The sequence below is a fragment of the Gammaproteobacteria bacterium genome (assembly GCA_028819075.1).
Classification (GTDB): domain Bacteria; phylum Gemmatimonadota; class Gemmatimonadetes; order Longimicrobiales; family Gaopeijiaceae; genus BD2-11.
In genome coordinates, this window is the sequence record JAPPMM010000017.1 from 43,718 (window position 1) to 59,783 (window position 16,066).

At 69.8% G+C, this 16,066-nt stretch carries 10 protein-coding genes; 5 read left to right on the top strand and 5 right to left on the bottom strand.

What is annotated here, in order from left to right; all coding sequences use genetic code 11:
- Window positions 1–121: 121 nt before the first annotated feature.
- Complete coding sequence (locus tag OXU32_03065) at window positions 122–1,630, top strand: gamma-glutamyltransferase (GenBank protein MDE0072949.1); 1,509 nt, start codon at window positions 122–124, stop codon at window positions 1,628–1,630.
- A gap of 61 nt (window positions 1,631–1,691) precedes the next feature.
- Here OXU32_03065 and OXU32_03070 read toward each other — a convergent pair whose 3' ends face one another.
- Entirely contained in the window at window positions 1,692–2,513 is an 822-nt protein-coding gene (locus OXU32_03070; GenBank protein ID MDE0072950.1) for a DUF6263 family protein, read from the bottom strand.
- A 174-nt stretch (window positions 2,514–2,687) separates the two neighbouring features.
- Here OXU32_03070 and OXU32_03075 point away from each other — a divergent pair, with 174 nt between their 5' ends.
- The 4 genes from OXU32_03075 to OXU32_03090 all read left to right on the top strand — a co-directional run bounded on the left by OXU32_03075 (window position 2,688) and on the right by OXU32_03090 (window position 10,741).
- Entirely contained in the window at window positions 2,688–7,175 is a 4,488-nt protein-coding gene (locus OXU32_03075; protein ID MDE0072951.1) for a DEAD/DEAH box helicase, read from the top strand.
- A 14-nt stretch (window positions 7,176–7,189) separates the two neighbouring features.
- On the top strand, window positions 7,190–8,098 hold the full coding sequence (locus OXU32_03080; protein MDE0072952.1) for a sulfurtransferase: 909 nt from the start codon (window positions 7,190–7,192) through the stop codon (window positions 8,096–8,098).
- A 102-nt stretch (window positions 8,099–8,200) separates the two neighbouring features.
- Complete coding sequence (locus tag OXU32_03085; GenBank protein ID MDE0072953.1) at window positions 8,201–9,760, top strand: RnfABCDGE type electron transport complex subunit D; 1,560 nt, start codon at window positions 8,201–8,203, stop codon at window positions 9,758–9,760.
- A gap of 42 nt (window positions 9,761–9,802) precedes the next feature.
- The gene (locus OXU32_03090) at window positions 9,803–10,741 is read left to right on the top strand and encodes an SUMF1/EgtB/PvdO family nonheme iron enzyme (protein MDE0072954.1); all 939 of its coding nucleotides are present in this window, start codon (window positions 9,803–9,805) and stop codon (window positions 10,739–10,741) included.
- Window positions 10,742–10,752: 11 nt separating this feature from the next.
- Here the strand turns inward: OXU32_03090 and OXU32_03095 are convergent, their stop codons facing one another.
- From OXU32_03095 to OXU32_03110, 4 genes are all read right to left on the bottom strand, one after another.
- Complete coding sequence (locus OXU32_03095; protein ID MDE0072955.1) at window positions 10,753–11,190, bottom strand: type II toxin-antitoxin system VapC family toxin; 438 nt, start codon at window positions 11,188–11,190, stop codon at window positions 10,753–10,755.
- Window positions 11,187–11,423 (bottom strand): hypothetical protein, encoded by a 237-nt coding sequence (locus OXU32_03100; GenBank protein MDE0072956.1) that lies wholly within the window; start codon window positions 11,421–11,423, stop codon window positions 11,187–11,189. Before OXU32_03100 ends, OXU32_03095 begins: the two co-directional genes overlap by 4 nt.
- A gap of 68 nt (window positions 11,424–11,491) precedes the next feature.
- Window positions 11,492–14,251 (bottom strand): DUF5916 domain-containing protein, encoded by a 2,760-nt coding sequence (locus OXU32_03105; protein MDE0072957.1) that lies wholly within the window; start codon window positions 14,249–14,251, stop codon window positions 11,492–11,494.
- Window positions 14,252–14,307: 56 nt separating this feature from the next.
- Window positions 14,308–15,903, bottom strand: a complete 1,596-nt coding sequence (locus OXU32_03110; protein MDE0072958.1) for a hypothetical protein — start codon at window positions 15,901–15,903, stop codon at window positions 14,308–14,310.
- Between the last annotated feature and the right edge of the window lie 163 nt (window positions 15,904–16,066).

The window sequence follows — 16,066 nt, forward strand, 5'->3', positions numbered from 1 at the left end:
GGCGAGGAAACCTACCCAGGGATCAGGGGCGCCTACATGGCACGATGCGCCCATCGCCGATCCTGGTGTCCCCTCCCCCGGTCGGTGACAGCGGGCCGCCCGCCGTAGTAGATTCCGCGCCATGCAAGGACTTCTCTCTTCCGGACATCCGCTCATCTCCGAGGCCGGCGCCGACATCCTCCGCGCCGGAGGCAACGCCTTCGACGCAGTCGTGGCGGCGGCGTTCACCAGCACGTTCGTGGAGCCCACCATGGCGAGCCTGGCGGGGGCGGGCTTCGTGCTGGCGCGCACGTCTTCCGGGGAGGAGATCCTCTTCGACTTCATCGCCGCCACTCCTGGCCGGGCGCACCCCGGGCCCCCGGACGACGGTGATCGCGACTTCTACGCGGTGGACATCCTCTTCGGGGATATCCCGCAGGAGTTCACCATCGGGCTGGCGTCGGCCGCGGTTCCGGGCACCCTGAAGGGCCTGGTGCACGTGCACCGGCGTCTGGGACGGCTCCCGCTCGCGGAGGTGGTCGCGCCCGCTATCGCCGCCGCACGGGCCGGTACCGTCATCACCTCGTTCGTGTCGGACTCGCTTCAGCTGATGTTTCCCGTGCTGCGGGATTCGCCGGCAGGCACCGCCCTCTTCCTGGATGACGGAAGGGTTCTACCGGCGGGCCGGCTGCACCGCAACCCCGGGATGGCCGATTTCCTGGAAAGCCTGCCGGGCGATCCGCGCGGGTTTTACGCCGGGGACCATGCCGAGACCATCGAACGCGACATGCTCGAGGGCGGCGGGCTGATGACGCGAGCCGATCTCGAACAATTCGAGGTCATCGAACGCCGTCCGCTCTCCGTGGACTATCGCGGGCGTCGCGTCCTCACCAACCCGCCGCCGGCGCTGGGTGGATCGCTGATGGCGCTTCGCCTGCTGCTTCAGGAGGAGACGGATCTGTCGCGCTGCGCCTGGGGAAGCCGCGCGCACGTGACCGCGACGGCGCGGGCGCTCGAGCAGGCGGTCCGCCTCCGGGGAGGAGAGGCGGTCCCGCGCGATCCCGCGCACGCGGAGCTTCTGGAGAGCATCCATGCCCCGTTGATCCACGCCGTGCATGGCACCACCCACCTCAACGCCTCCGACGCCGAGGGCAACGTCGCCGCGCTCTCCATGTCGAACGGATCGGGATCGTCGTATTTCCTTCCCGGAACCGGCATTCACTTCAACAACATGATGGGCGAAGGCGATCTTCACCCGGCCGGACTTGACGCCTCGGAGCCGGGGGACCGGGTGGCGTCGATGATGTCGCCCACGCTGCTGCTGGAGGGAGACCAGGTGCTCGCCGCGCTCGGCACCGGGGGCAGCAACCGCATTCCGTCGGCGGTGTTCCAGGTGGTCTCGTCCCTCCTCGACCTGGGACTCTCGCCCGACGAGGCGTCCAACTTCCCTCGCATGCACTTCGACGGCGAACAGCTCCAGATCGAGCCGGGATTCCCGGATGAGGCGATGGAAGCGCTCGCGGAGGAGTGGGACTTGTCGCTCTGGCCCGAGCAGAGCCTGTACTTCGGCGGGGTGCATGTGGTGGCGCCACGCGTGGGACGCGTCGGCGGCGACCGGCGCCGCGAGGGCCACGGGATCGTCGTGGAGTAGACTTACCTCCCGCCGGTGCCGGTCCGTCTGCGGCGGTGCCCGATGTCCCGGGCGGTCCGGATCAGGGATCGGGTAACAGTTCCATCGTGGTCGTCACGTTCGTCTCCATCGTCATCCCGGCCATGCTCACGTCGAAGCTGGCGCGGGTCGACTGGCTCCGGAATCGGCCCTCGGCGAGGTCCACGATCATGGTGCCGGACATGGTTCCGGTGGCCGTCATGCCTCCGCCCGCCACTTCCATATCCATCTCGATGGGCCCCTCGAACGAGAGGGTTGCGAGGCTTCCGTCCAACCCGACGAAGGTGTACGTCGTTGCGATCCCCATGGACATCGATCCCCCGGGACCCATGGGCAACTCCATCGGCACGTCCTGGGTCCAGGAATCCCCCGGGCTGACCTCCTCCTCGGGAAGTACGAAACTGCCCGACTGCTGGAGGAGGTCCTCCGGGTTGAATCCGGCGATCGCCGGCATGCCTTCGGTGTCAATGACGCCGAGCACCCGGCCGCGTGTGTCCATTTCCGTGGTGATGGCACTCCCGGAAAAGTCCGGCATCTCCATCCCGGGCACGGGCATCGGCATTGCCGTGGAGGTCGAGTCGATGGTCGTCCGGAGTCGGATCACCTCGTCCGCAACCCCGACCACGGTCCGCGTCTGATACGTGCGCATGGTCATGACAGGGCTTGACGGCATCATCGGGCTCTCCACTTCCGCCTGCGTGGAGTGGGCGTAGCGGGATACCTGCCCCTCGGGTGGCGCCAGCCTCAGCAGGATGGGCGTGTCGAGCGGTTCAGCCGGTCTGGGCGGATCCTGCCCGTATGAGGCGAGAGGGGTCGAGAACAAGAGGGCCGCGGTAGCTGCGGCCATGCACCATGCTGACTTCATCGATCCTCCTGACGTTGCAGAGATCGCGACCCGGGGAAGCGCGCCGTCGAGCGAGAGCCGGATTCCGCGCTCACCGACGCCAGGACGTGTACCAGGTCCGGAATCCCCGATGAGCGCCCGTACGGTATGTTAATGTCGGTTGCCGGTGTCGGGCATCCGGGTTACGGTTCGCCAATGAGCCTGCCCTTCCACCCGATCGTCGCCGGCTGGTTCACCGAGACGCTGGGGCCGCCGCTCCCAGCCCAGGAGCGCGCCTGGGCCGCCATCCGCGATGGCCGCCACACGCTCCTCGCCGCCCCGACCGGGTCCGGCAAGACCCTTGCCGCCTTCCTGAACGCCATCGACGAGCTGCTGCGCGAAGGGCTCGAGCATGGTCTCGAGAACGAGGTTCGCGTCCTCTACATCTCGCCCCTGAAGGCGCTCAGCGCCGACATCCACAAGAACCTGGAGGAGCCGCTCGCCGCCATCCGCGAGCGCGCCGAGGGCGCGGGGCTGCCCGGCGTCCGCATCCGTTCCGCGGTACGCACCGGAGATACGCCCTCCTCGCGCCGCGCCGCCATGCTGCGCACCCCTCCACATATTCTGGTCACCACGCCGGAATCCCTCTACCTGCTCCTGACCGCCGAGCGCAGCCGGGCGATGCTCGGCACCGTGCGCACGGTGATCGTGGACGAGATCCACGCCGTGATCGATTCGCGCCGCGGATCGCATCTGGCGCTCAGCTTGGAGCGGCTGGGGCACGTCGTGGGCCGGCCCCTGCAGCGCATCGGGCTCTCGGCCACCCAGAAGCCGGTCGGCGAGGTCGCGCGCTTCCTGCTGGGGAGCCAGAACCGGGATGCGGAGATCGATCCGGAGCGCTGCCAAATCATTGACGCAGGGCATCGCCGCACCATGGACCTGGCCATCGAGGTGCCGCCATCGCCCATGGAAGCGGTGATGTCGCACGAGGTATGGTCGGAGGTCTACGAACGGCTGACCGAGTCGATCGAGGCCCACAGGACCACCCTCGTCTTCGTCAACACGCGCCGGATGGCGGAGCGGCTCGCGGCCCGGCTGACCGACCGGCTGGGCGAGGAGGCGGTCACCGCGCACCACGGCAGCCTCTCCAAGGAGGCGCGGCTGTCCGCGGAGGACCGTCTGCGCGCGGGCACGCTGAAGGCGCTGGTGGCCACCGCGTCGCTCGAGCTCGGCATCGACATCGGGCATGTGGATCTGGTGTGCCAGATCGGCTCCCCGCGCTGGATCTCGACCTTCCTGCAGCGGGTGGGGCGCTCCGGGCACACCGTGCGCGGCACTCCGAAGGGCCGCCTTTTCCCGCTCTCCCGCGACGACCTGGTGGAGTGCGCTGCGCTCGTGCGCGCTGTGAACGACGGGGAACTGGACCGGCTGGTCATGATGCCGCAGCCGCTCGACGTGCTGGCGCAGCAGACCGTGGCCGAGTCCGCGTGCGAGCCCTGGTCCGAGGACGACCTCTACCACCTCTGGCGCGGCGCGTACCCGTACCGCGAGCTGGCGCGCGCCCACTTCGACGAGGTGGTGCAGATGGTGGCCGAGGGCTTCGTCACCCGGCGCGGCCGGCGCGGGGCGCTGGTGCACCGGGACCGGGTCAACGGGCGCATCAAGGGCCGGCGCGCGGCCCGCCTCACCGCGATCACGGCGGGGGGCGCCATCCCCGACAACGCCGACTACCGGGTGGTGCTCGATCCCGAAGAGACCTTCATCGGCACCCTCAACGAGGACTTCGCCATCGAGAGTTCCGCGGGCGATATCTTCCAGTTGGGCAACACCTCCTGGCGCATTCTCCAAGTCAATTCCGGCACCGTCCGGGTGGCGGACGCGCACGGGGAGCCGCCGACGATCCCGTTCTGGCTGGGAGAGGCGCCCGGGCGGAGCGCGGAATTGTCGACCGCGGTGGCCCGGCTGCGCTCGGATGTCGAGGCCCGCCTGGACGGGGAGCAGGAGGATGCGGCCGCGAAGTGGCTCGAGGAACTCGGGCTTTCGGACTCGGCCGCGCGCCAGATCCAGCACTATCTGCGGGAGGCGAAGCACATCCTCGGAGCGCTGCCCACGCAGGACACGCTGGTGCTCGAACGCTTCTTCGACGAGGCCGGGGGCATGCAGATGATCCTGCACGCGCCCTTCGGCTCGCGGGTGAACCGGGCGTGGGGGCTCGCGCTGCGCAAGAAGTTCTGCCGCCAGTTCAACTTCGAGCTCCAGGCCGCGGCCACCGAGGAGGGCGTGCTGCTCTCGCTCGGACCCCAGCATTCCTTCCCCCTGGAGGATGTCTTCCGCTACGTGCACCCGGACACGCTCGAGCGGACGCTGGTGCAGGCGCTGATCGACTCGCCGGTCTTCCCGACCCGCTGGCGCTGGAACGCGACCATCTCGCTGGCTGTGCTGCGCAACCGGGCCGGGCGGAAGGTGCCGCCCCAGTTGCAGCGCATGGAGGCCGACGACCTGATGGCGGCGGCCTTCCCGGACGCGGCCGCGTGCCTGGAGAACATCGGCGGCGACCGCGAGATCCCCGATCATCCCCTCGTCCGGCAGACGATGCGCGATTGCCTGGAAGAGGCGATGGCGATGAGCGAACTCGACGCCGTGCTGCGGCGGGTGTTGGCGGGGGAGATCCGCTACGTCACGCGCGACACCCCCGAGCCCTCGGTGCTCAGCCACGAGATCCTCAACTCGGCCCCGTATTCGTTCCTGGACGATGCCCCGCTGGAGGAGCGGCGCGCGCGGGCGGTGCAGACAAGGCGCGCGTTCGAGCCCTCGTCCGCGGATGAGCTGGGCGCGCTCGACCCGGCGGCGATCCAGCGCGTGCGCGAGGAGGTGTGGCCCGATCCGCGCGATGCGGACGAACTGCACGACGCGCTGTTGACGGCGGGGGTACTGACGACCGCCGAAGGGGAGCAGGGGAACCGGGGCGCGGAAGGGGATGGACGTTCGTGGCAGGGCCTCTTCGAGGAGCTGTGCGCGACCGGACGGGCGGGGCGGCTGCAAGTGGGTGAGGCCGGCAGTTCGGTCGATTCGGACGCCCTCGCCTGGTGGGTGAGCGCCGAGCGGTTGCCGGAGGTGCTTGCGGCGGCGGGTGCGGAAGTGCGGCTCGAGCCGGCTCTGACTCCGCCTGCCGACCTGGCCGCGCGCGAGTGGAGCCGGGAGGAGGCGGTGCGCGAGCTGGTGCGCGGGCGGTTGCAGTTGTGCGGCCCGGTGACGGCCGGCGAGATGGCGCAAGCGCTCGCGGTGGACGAACCGGAGGTGAAGGCGGCGCTGCTCGCGCTCGAGGCCGAGGGCTTCGTGCTGCGGGGGGCCTTCACCAGCCCGGACGCGGGGGTGGAGTGGTGCGAACGCCGCCTGCTCGCCCGCATCCATCGCTACACCCTGAACCGGTTGCGGGCGGAAATCCGGCCGGTGTCGCAGGCCGACTTCATGCGTTTCCTGTTCGCGTGGCAGAGGGTCGCCGAGGGCGAGCAGGCCGCGGGGGTGGAGGGGCTGGCCGGCGTGCTCGCCCAGCTCGAGGGATTCGAGACCTGCGCGGGCGCGTGGGAGGCGGACGTCCTCGGCCGGCGGGTCACAAGCTACGACCCCGGGCTGCTGGACGCGGTCTGTCTGGCGGGACGCGTCACGTGGGCGCGCATCTCTCCGCCGGCGGGGAACGGTCGCTCGATGCGCGGGCCGCTTCCCGCGACCCCGATCGCCTTCCTGGACCGCAGCCGGATGGAGGTGTGGCTGCGCCCCGGCGGAGATCCCTCGACCAACGGCGCCGCCTCCCTCCTCTCCGCCCACGGACGGGCCGTGCACGACGTGCTGGCCGATCGCGGCGCCTCCTTCTTCCACGAGCTGGTGGGTGCGTCCGGCCTGCTGCCCACCCGGGTGGAGGAGGCGCTGGGCGAGCTGGTCGCCGCCGGCCTGGCCACCGCGGACAGCTTCACAGGGCTGCGCGCGCTGCTCGTGCCCTCCGACCGGCGCAAGCCGCTCGGGCCGGCGGGGCGCTCGTCCCGGGCGGCCAGTGTGGTCGGCGCGCGAGGCCGCCTCGGTCGCCGCGGCCGCCGCCGGTCGTCGGTCGCCTTCGGGGTGGACTCGGCGGGGCGGTGGTCGCTTCTGCGCCGCGACCTGCCCGACAGCGGGGGAGGGGCGGGGGAGGAAGCGCGCGCCGCGTCGATAGCCCGCGTTCTGCTGCGCCGCTACGGGGTGGTGTTCCGCCGGTTGCTCGACAACGAGCCGCGCACGCTCCCCTGGTGGCAGCTGGTGCGCGCGCTCCGCCGCATGGAGGCGAGGGGCGACGTGCGCGGTGGCCGCTTCGTTAACGGGGTGTCCGGCGAGCAGTTCGCGCTCCCCGAGGCGGTGGGCCTGCTGCGCCGCATCCGCCGGAGGACTCCTTCCGGCCGGCCGGTCCCGGTCAGCGCCGCCGACCCGCTCAACCTCACCGGCATCCTCGCACCGGGCCCGCGTATCGCGAAGAGCACCAGAAGCCGAGTGGTCTACCGGGACGGCGTCCCGGTGGCGGCACACGAGGGGGGCGCCTTCGTACGGCTGGGCGAGTACGAAGACGGGGTCGCAAACCAGATCGAGCGGGCCGCGCGCATCGGATCGCTGCCCCCGGCGCTTCGCTCCTACATGGGCCGCAAGCGGCGCGCGGCCGCGGCCGGCAGAACAAACAACTGACACGGAGCAGGACCATGCGGATCAAGCAACAGAGCGTATTACGGGCGCTGGCACTGGTGGCCGTGCTCCTGCCGGCCTCCGGCCTGGCACAGCAGACCCATCCTCTCCTCGTAACCGAGGACTGGCTCGCGGAGCGTCTCGACGATCCCGGTCTGCTGCTCCTGAACGTCGAGTACGACGAGTCGACGTTCCTGGAAGGGCACATTCCGGGCGCGCGCTTCCTCCCCTACCAGGAGATCGTGACCCAGGTGGGTGAGCGGCTGGTCGAACTTCCTCCGCTGGAGCAGGTGGTCGAGGTGTTCCGGCAGGCGGGCATCTCCAACGACCTGCACGTCGTCCTCTACGGCACGCCCATCCCGGCCGCGCGCGCCTTCGTCACCCTCGAGCACCTCGGCCATCAGCGGGTCTCCATCCTGGACGGCGGGCTCTTCGCGTGGCGGGAAGCGGGACGGGATGTAGCGACGGGCTCTGTTTCCGGCGGACGAGGCGCCTTCGAGCCACGCGTGCGCGACGATGTGTTCGTGGACGCGGAATGGGTGGACGAACGCCGCGGCCAGACGGGCTACGCCCTTCTCGACGGCCGCCCCGACAACGAGTACACGGGCGCCGACAACGGGCGCGACGGCACCTATCGTCCGGGGCACATCCCCGGTGCCGGGCACGTCTACTGGGAGGAGTTCATGGTCTCGCGCGAGGAACCGCGCTTCGTCTCGCGCGAACAGATGGAGACCCTCTTCCGGCGCGCGGGCATCGACCCGGACGAGACCGTCATCAGCTACTGCTACATCGGGATGCGCGCCAGCGTGAACTACTTCGTCTCGCGCCTGATGGGCCACGAGACCCGCTTCTACGACGGCTCCTGGAACGACTGGAGCCTGCTGGGGCTGCCCGCGGAGACGGGAGCGCAGCGCCCGCCGGGCTGAGGAGGCGGCAGACCCTCCTGGATCATGGCCGCAGCGAAACGCAGGCGAAGGCGCCGCCGGGACGCGAGCACCGAGCCGGGACCCGGGCCGCCGAAGTCGACCGTGAGGCCCGGCTCTCAGGCTCCAGACCTCCGCCGCGTCTTCCTCGTCCCGCTCGTCCTGACGCTCGGCCTCCTTCTCCTCTCGCTTGCGCCGCGGGTCGCCGACAACGCCCGGCTCACCTTCGCGTTCCTGGCGGCGGTGGCCGGGCTGCTGGTCTGGCAGGGGGTGCTGTTCGCGAGGCTGTCGCGCGCCGGCGCGTCCCGCGGCTTCCGGGTCGTCCTGCGCCCGCAGCATTATCTGCAGGCCCTTGTGCAGCTCACCGTGTTCGCGGTCTGGGGCTGGTACTGGCGTCCGGTCTACGACTTCGCCGGGCTCCTGCTGGCGCAACTGATCTTTGCCTACGCGTTCGACATGCTGCTCGCGTGGTCGCGGGGCGAGCGCTACGTGCTCGGCTTCGGGCCCTTCCCCATCATCTTCAGCACCAACCTCTTCCTCTGGTTCACGGACGACTGGTTCTACCTGCAGTTCCTGATGGTGGCGGCGGGCTTCCTGGGGAAGGCGTTCGTGCAGTGGCGGCGCGGGGGCCGGCGCACGCACATCTTCAACCCCTCGGCGTTCTCGCTGGGACTGTTTTCGCTGGTGCTGATCGCGACGGGGACGAGCGATCTGACGTGGGGGCAGGACATCGCCACCACCCTCACCTTTGTCCCCGCCATCTACCTGCTGCTGTTCGGGCTCGGCCTGGTGGTGATGTACTTCTTCCGGGTCACCCTGGTGTCGGGGTTCGCCGCAGCCGCGCTCTTCGGGCTGAGCGCGCTCTACGGGGCGGCGACCGGGGTCCCGTATTTCATCGATTCCGAGATTCCGGCCGCCGTCTTCTTGGGGCTGCACCTGCTGGTCACGGACCCCTCGACCTCACCGCGCACTCGCACCGGCAAGGCCATCTTCGGAGCCCTCTACGGCGCCGGGGTCTTCGGGCTGTTCTGGTTTCTCGAGGCGGTGGGTGCCCCGACCTTCTACGACAAGCTGCTGTGCGTGCCGCTGCTCAACCTGAGCGTGCCGCTGATCGACCGCTTCGTGCGCTCACTCCAGAGCCGTCCGCGCATCCGGCGCCTCACCGAGGTCCGGTGGGCGACAGCCAACCTGGTACACATGGTGGCATGGACGACCTTCTTCGCCGTCATGACCGCGACCGGGCGCACCGATGGCCTCCACCCGGGCGACATGCTGCCGTTCTGGCAGGAGGCGTGTGAGGAGGGCCGGGCAGGCGCCTGTGACCGGTTGGTGCAGATCGAGGCGAGCTACTGCGCCAACAACGCGGGATGGGCGTGCAACGAGTTGGGCGCGCATTACGTGGAGGGCCGGATCGTGGAGCCCGACGCGGAGCTGGCGCTGGGCTTCTTCGCGCGGGCGTGCGAGGCGCAATTCCAGGCCGGCTGCGTGAACCTGCTCGATCCGTCGGTGGTGAGTCGCGCGCCGCCGCGCCCGCTGGATCTCAGGCTGATGCTGCGCCAGGGAGGCCTTAATCTGGTCGATATGCCGGAGCGGGATCTTCTGGAGCGCGCCTGCAGCCATGGTTGGCAGTTTGCGTGTGAGCGGCTGGGGATGGAGGTGCAATGAGCGATGAAGCGGAGGTGCAATGAGATTGGGAATCGAGGCCCGATGAGGCTCCTGGCGGCGTTCGCGGCGGCGGGCCTGATCCTGGTGGGCGTGTGGCTGGACTATCGGAGGCAGATGGAGCGGGGCGAGCCCGGAGCCCGGGAATCCGAAGGGATCGCACCCGCATCCGCGGAGTTCGCGACTCCCTCTTCCGAGCTCACCGGCTACCGCGCCGACCTCGGCCATCTGCCCGACGCACCGCTGCTGGGGTTCGTGGAGATCGCCGAAGGACCCTTCCTCATGGGGAGCGATCCCGGCATCGACACCCTCGCCTACGACGTCGAGCGCTGGAGTGCCGACCGCCCGCAGGGCGTCGTCGATGTGCCGCCCTTCCTCATCGGCCGCAGCGAGGTGACGGTGGCCCAGTTCGCGGCCTTCGTTGAAGCGGCCGGCCATGAGGTCGACCCGCAGGCTCTCGCCGGGTCGCCGCTCCATCCCGTGTCCTTCGTCTCCTGGCCCGACGCCCTGGCGTACTGCCGATGGCTGGAGGAGCTTCTGCGCGAATCCCCGGCAACGCCCCCGGAGCTACGCGCGCTGCTGGCCGAGGGCTGGCGCGTGACCCTGCCGAGCGAGGCGCAGTGGGAGAAGGCGGCCCGTGGCGGCGACGGGCGCATCTTCCCGTGGGGAAACGAGTTGCGGCGGGACAGGGCGAACTTCGCGACAGGCAGGCCGGCGCCCGTGGGAGAAGTGGCCTGCCCGGAGTGCGTCCACGGTCTGAGCGACATGAGCGGCAACGTCTGGGAGTGGACCCGCAGCCCCTGGCAGCCCTACCCCTACGACGAGGCGGACGACCGGGAGGGGCTCGACGCCGACCCCCTCTGGGTGATGCGCGGCGGATCCTTCGCCGATCCCGTGCGCAATGTGCGCGCCGCCATCCGGGGCGCTGCGGGGCCGGACGTGAGGCGCGAGTTCATCGGGTTTCGCGTGGTGATTGCGCCCTAACGTCCAGGTGGCTACGTGCTCACGTCCATATCGGCGACGTGGACGACCCGGTCCCCCAGATAGGGGTGTTTCCGCACCTTGTCGTAGAAGCGCGTGTCAGCGGTGACGACCGGGAAGTCTTCGGCAATCGCCAGCGCGAGGTAGAAGCAGTCGTAGACGGCGTGACCGAGGTCGGCGGCCAGCCGGGCGCTCGAGGCGGCAAGCTGGCGCATTGAGAGCGGCGAGGCGACAGGCGCGGCACGCAACAGGTTCACGGTCTCCGCGAGTTCTTCGCGGTCCATCTCCCCTCGCCGGCACTTGGCGGACAACGCGCTGGCGGCCTCCGCAAACAGCAGATCGGGGGCCAGGAGCGTTACGCCGGGGTCAAGCAGGGTGGCTGCTTCGTCAGACAGGGGCTCGGTCACCAGCCACTTGACCGCCACGCTTGCGTCGACGACGTACCCTCTCACTCAGGCGCGTCCCGGTCCCGGTCAGCGCGGATCGTGTCGGTGCTGTCGATGCAGGAGTGGAGCCGCTGCCGCAAAGACTTGGCGCGCTCGCCGAAGTTCCCTTCGGCCGGGAGGAGCGCTCGGCGCAGAATCTCCCGGTGTTCGGCTTCGGCAGACCGTCCGTTGGCGGCTGCGCGCTGTTTCAGGGCGTCCATGATCTGATGAGGCACCTTGCGAACCGTGAGTTGAGCCATCTTGCGTCATCCGAGTGTGCATGCAATGCCATCACACTCTCGCATCCGCAGGCAATGCTGTCAAGCCCTCACAGGTTCAGCCAGTAGTTCACCTTGACCAGGAAGATGTTGTCCGGGCGGATGCGCACCAGTTCGCGGGCGTCGTAGCGGAAGTCGAAGTCGCCGATGCCGTCGGACGCGAGCGGGTCCCAGGCGTCCCGCAGCGCGCGGTGGTAGCGGCGCTGCTGCCACACCAGGAAGAGCGTCGAGCCGGGGCTCCACTCCCAGCGCAGCACCGCGTTGCCGCGCAGGCTGCGCACGTTGAAGTCCTGGTCGCGGATGGTGATTTCGGGGGCCCCGCCGGCGCCGTCGGGATCGATCAGGAAGCCACCGTTGTCGAGCCGGTACATCGTGCCGGCGTCCTCGCCGTAGCGCAGGAAGTCGAAGGTTCCCGGGGTCCGGAACTCCTTCAGGCCCCCGTAATCTCCGCTGGAGATGAGCGGCTGGGCGTACACCTGCAGCGTCAGTGTGGGCGAGAAGGTGACGTTCAGCCGGGTGTCGAGCGCCAGCGTGGTCTGATCGATGGGCGCGAAGATGTAGCGTCGGCCGAAGGTGGCGGTGGCCAGCGGGTCGGAGCGCGAGGTCACGTACTGGGCCTCGGCGTAGCTGCGGGTGAGCCTGGGACCCAGACGCAGCTCCAGCTTCTCGCCCGACTTGTAGGTGACGTTCAGCGATCCGGTGTGGCTCCAGGATCCGGCTTCGTCGAAGGCCCAGTTGTAGCTGGCCCGTCCGCTCACGGGCTGCCGGGAATCGGAGGAGAGGTTCGCGTTGCCGGCATAGGACTGGGGTTCACGGGCGAGGGGGCCGCCGCGGGTGAGGCGGTCGTTGTCGGTGGGAGCGCGGATGACCCCTCGGACCGAGCCGCCCCAGTAGTTCAGCCACTGCCAGTTCAGGTTGGCGTTGAACTCCGAGTGCAGGCGGTCGCCGGCCGTGTTCCACTTCCCGTCCGGGCCGCCGGACACCGACCAGTTGCGCAGCCAGCTTCCGGGACGCGGCTGGCGCCAGGTGAGGTGGGTGTCGAGCATGATGCGGTCGGCTTCGGTCTGGAAGCCGATGTCGTTGACCTCGTAGCCCGGGCTGATGCTCGCCATGGCGATGCGCGCCGTGAACGATCCCGACTGCTTGTTCACGTCGAACATGGCGTAGTGACCGCCCAGCGAGGTGGCGTCGGGGTCCAGCACGCGGTTGTCGTCGGGGCGCTGGAAGTACCGGGCCGAGGAATGTTGTGTGCGCATAATGGCCGCCTCGCTGCCCGAGACGAGGCTCTGCGAGAGGGCGCCGTTGATGCGCCAGGAGCGGTCCTCCCACTCGTGGATGAAGTCCACCCCGGCGACATACGCCGAAGAGTGCAGGCGGTCGCCCAGGATGCTGCCGGAGAGGTTGCGGTTGACGGCCGTGGCCATGGCGCCCAGCTGGGTGAGGCCGTCCCGGAGGTCGCGGCGCACGCGGCCCGCCAGGTAGTTGGTGGCGGGTTCGAGTTCGGCTTCGCCCCGGATCCCGACGGCGTCGACGTAGGGGGCCATTTCGCGCCCGGTCACAGCCTCCAGCAGCCCGACCGACCAGCCGTCCCCCACCTTCCCGGTGACCTTGGCGGCCCCGAGGATGGTGGTCGAGGTGGGTGCGTCCGAGAAGACCGCGTCCGACGCCATCGGCCCCTGCGGCCGCCGGCCGATGCGGCGCGAGTACATGACCGTCGGGGGACGCCCGGTACTGCCCCCGGGTCCGCCGCGCGCGAACTGGAAGATCTCCCCGCCCTCCACGAAGAAGGGGCGCCGCTCGTCGAAGCGGGTCTCGAAGGCCGTGAGGTTTATGACCGCCGGGTCCACCTCGACCTGGCCGAAGTCGGGATTGACGGTGGCGTCGAGGGTGAGGTTCGAGCCCAGCCGGTACTTGAGGTCGGCGCCCGCCCGCCCGAAGTAGTCGGAGCCCGAGCGGAACGGGTTGTCGAACGCGACGTCGGCCGGCGCCGTTCGGCGAATGTACTCGGCGCTCAGCCCTGCGTAGGGCAGGATCTCGAGCCTGCGTCCGGAAGCGACGCCGGCGATTCCGGAGAGGTGCCCGAATCGGGCCACGCCGCCGGGTTCCAGCTTTGGCGTGAAGGAGAAGACGGCGCGCTCCTGGTTGCGATTGATGGTGCGCTCGATCTGAAGACCCCACAGCTGGTCGTCGGCCGTACTGAAGCGCAGTTGGCTGAAGGGGATGCGCATCTCCACGAACCAGCCCTCGTCCGTGACTGTAGTGGCGACGTCCCAGACCGGGTCCCAGGAGCCGTCTCCGCGGCCGTCCCCTCTGCCTCCCCCGAAGATGCCGGAGCCGCCGCTCAGGACTTCGTCGCGCTTCATCCCCGAGGGGTTGGTGGAGAAGCGATAGGCGGTGCGGTGATCGTGGTAACTGTCGACGGTCAGGGTGAAGAAGTCCGAGTCGGGCACCCCGGCGTCACGGCGGGCGAGCCGGGTGGTGACCGGCGCCGAGTCCAGCAGCCTCGCGCCCACGTAGAGCGCGTCGTCGTCGTACAGGAATCGGACCTCGGTGCGCTCGCTGACCGGGAAGCCCTCGTCAGGGTCCATCTGGGTGAACTCCGTCACCGGAGCCGCGTCGTTCCACGGCGCCTCCTCCAGCCGGCCGTCGATCCGGATGTCGGTGGGCGTTCGGAGGGCGCGCGCCTCCGGGGCTTCCGCGTGGGGCACGACCGCAAGCGCGGGGACGCCGCCGCCGTCGTTCTGCTGCGCGGCCAGAGACCCGGGGATGAGGAGCAACGGGAGGGAGGCGACCAGCAGGAGCGCAGCCATCGACCCGGCCGGACGCACTGCACCCGGCGGGCGCAGACCCGTCCGGCTCGAGCGGTTCACCACCTGTGCGGGCGCCTCGGCCCTGCCCGACGCCGCGGCTTCACCTGACGTCCCGAGGGGGAGGGAGTCTCGATGCCGGCGAGCTCGAGGTCGTCCAGGTAGCGCACCGAGTCGGGGGCGGACACGGACTTGCGCAGCTCGCGGTCGAAGTTGGCCATGGCCCTGGCCGACTCCTCCTCAGGGGTGTCCGCGCTCGAATAGACCACGCGTCCGACCGAACGCTTGTCGAGGCGGAGGGCGGACCGCACCTCTTCTCCTCCAAGGAGGGCCGAGCGAATCGAGGGGAAGCGGTAGATGATCTGGCCGGAGTCGGCGGGCTCCACCTCGGCGTCGAACTCGGCGGCGATGCCCTGGAGCTGTTTGCGCACATCGGCCGCACCGATGTTCGGGTCGACCAGCGCGATGCGCACATCGTCCGTGGCGCGCTCCGCCGAGAGCGCAGCTCCGCCCCCGAGGCTCTGCCGGAAGACCATCCCCAGCAGCACCTTGCGCACGTTGCGCAGGCGTCGGCGGGCGTTCTCGACCCGGTGCCCCACCCATCTGCCGAGCGGCACCGAGAAGAAGAGCGTGCTGAAGACCGCGGGCACCCAGATCAGGCCGATCTCGGCCCCCAGTCCCCCCAGACCCAGCGGGGGAAAGATCAGCACCGGGGCGGAGAGAGCCGCCAGCAGGTTGAACCCGTTCAGAGAACCGATGAGCACGTTGGTTCCGGTCTTGTTCCCGGTGAACTCGGCCGCCTTCTCCAGGCGCTGCCATGCGGGCGCGGGTTCGCGCGCTCTGACCTTGCCGTGGGCGCTCACGAGCAGTTCGCCGAAGCTGTAGACCAGTTCGCCGCCCCGGGAGACGTGCACATCACCCGCGTAAGCTCCCATCAGCCGCCCCATCTCCTCCTCCGCCTCCGGGACCGTCAGCCCGCTGTGGCGTACGAGTTCAGGCACGGTGAGCGTTCCCTTGCGCGCCCGGATGAGGCGGATGACGCTGCGGTCGCGGTCGCGAAGGGTCGCGCGCGGCCGGTCGGGGCCGAAGACGAAGGCGAACACCTTCTTGTAGAAGGGCACCTTCCTGCCGCTGCGGCGCTCGAAGCGGTTGCCGTAATACGGATGGCCGAGGCGCCAGTCCGGGGCCCAGATCCAGAACAGGAAGGGAAAGTTGAAGCCCCCGCCGCGCCGTCCGCCGCCCAGGATGGAGCCGCCGTTGCGGTCGTTCCCCCTGGAGGCGGCGATCAGGGCCGCGATCAGCAGGGTCACGAAGACGACGAAATAGACCACCAGCATGACCACGATCCAGATCTTGAAGGCGGTCTTGAGCACGCGCGCCGCGGCCGTCCGGAAGCGAATCCAGAAGGGCGTGTGGTCGCGTCGCAGCAGGCGGCGCTGGAAGGCGTACACGATATCGCCCTCTTCCCCGACCTCCACGTGTCCCTGGTAGGTTTCCAGCAGCCCCTTGAGGCCGGACTCGGCGTCCGCCTGGGCGAGTCCGGTGGCGGCCATGAGGTCACCGACGGTGGCACGGCCGCCCAGGCCGCGGAGGGCGCGGCGAAGCGGGTCGGCGATCGGGGTGTCGAGACCGGTGGCCGGAATTGCGGTCGCCATCGTGTCGCGTCCGGGGTTTCGGGGGTCGTGGATCGCGGTACCAGCGCGCGCGATTCTTGTCAACGGGGCTACGTACTCTAATCTATTCCGTGTTTCGCCACAGGCGAACGCCGCGCGGCGATGCAGGGTACCCGGCCGGGGCGGTGGGTCGGGCGACAGGCAT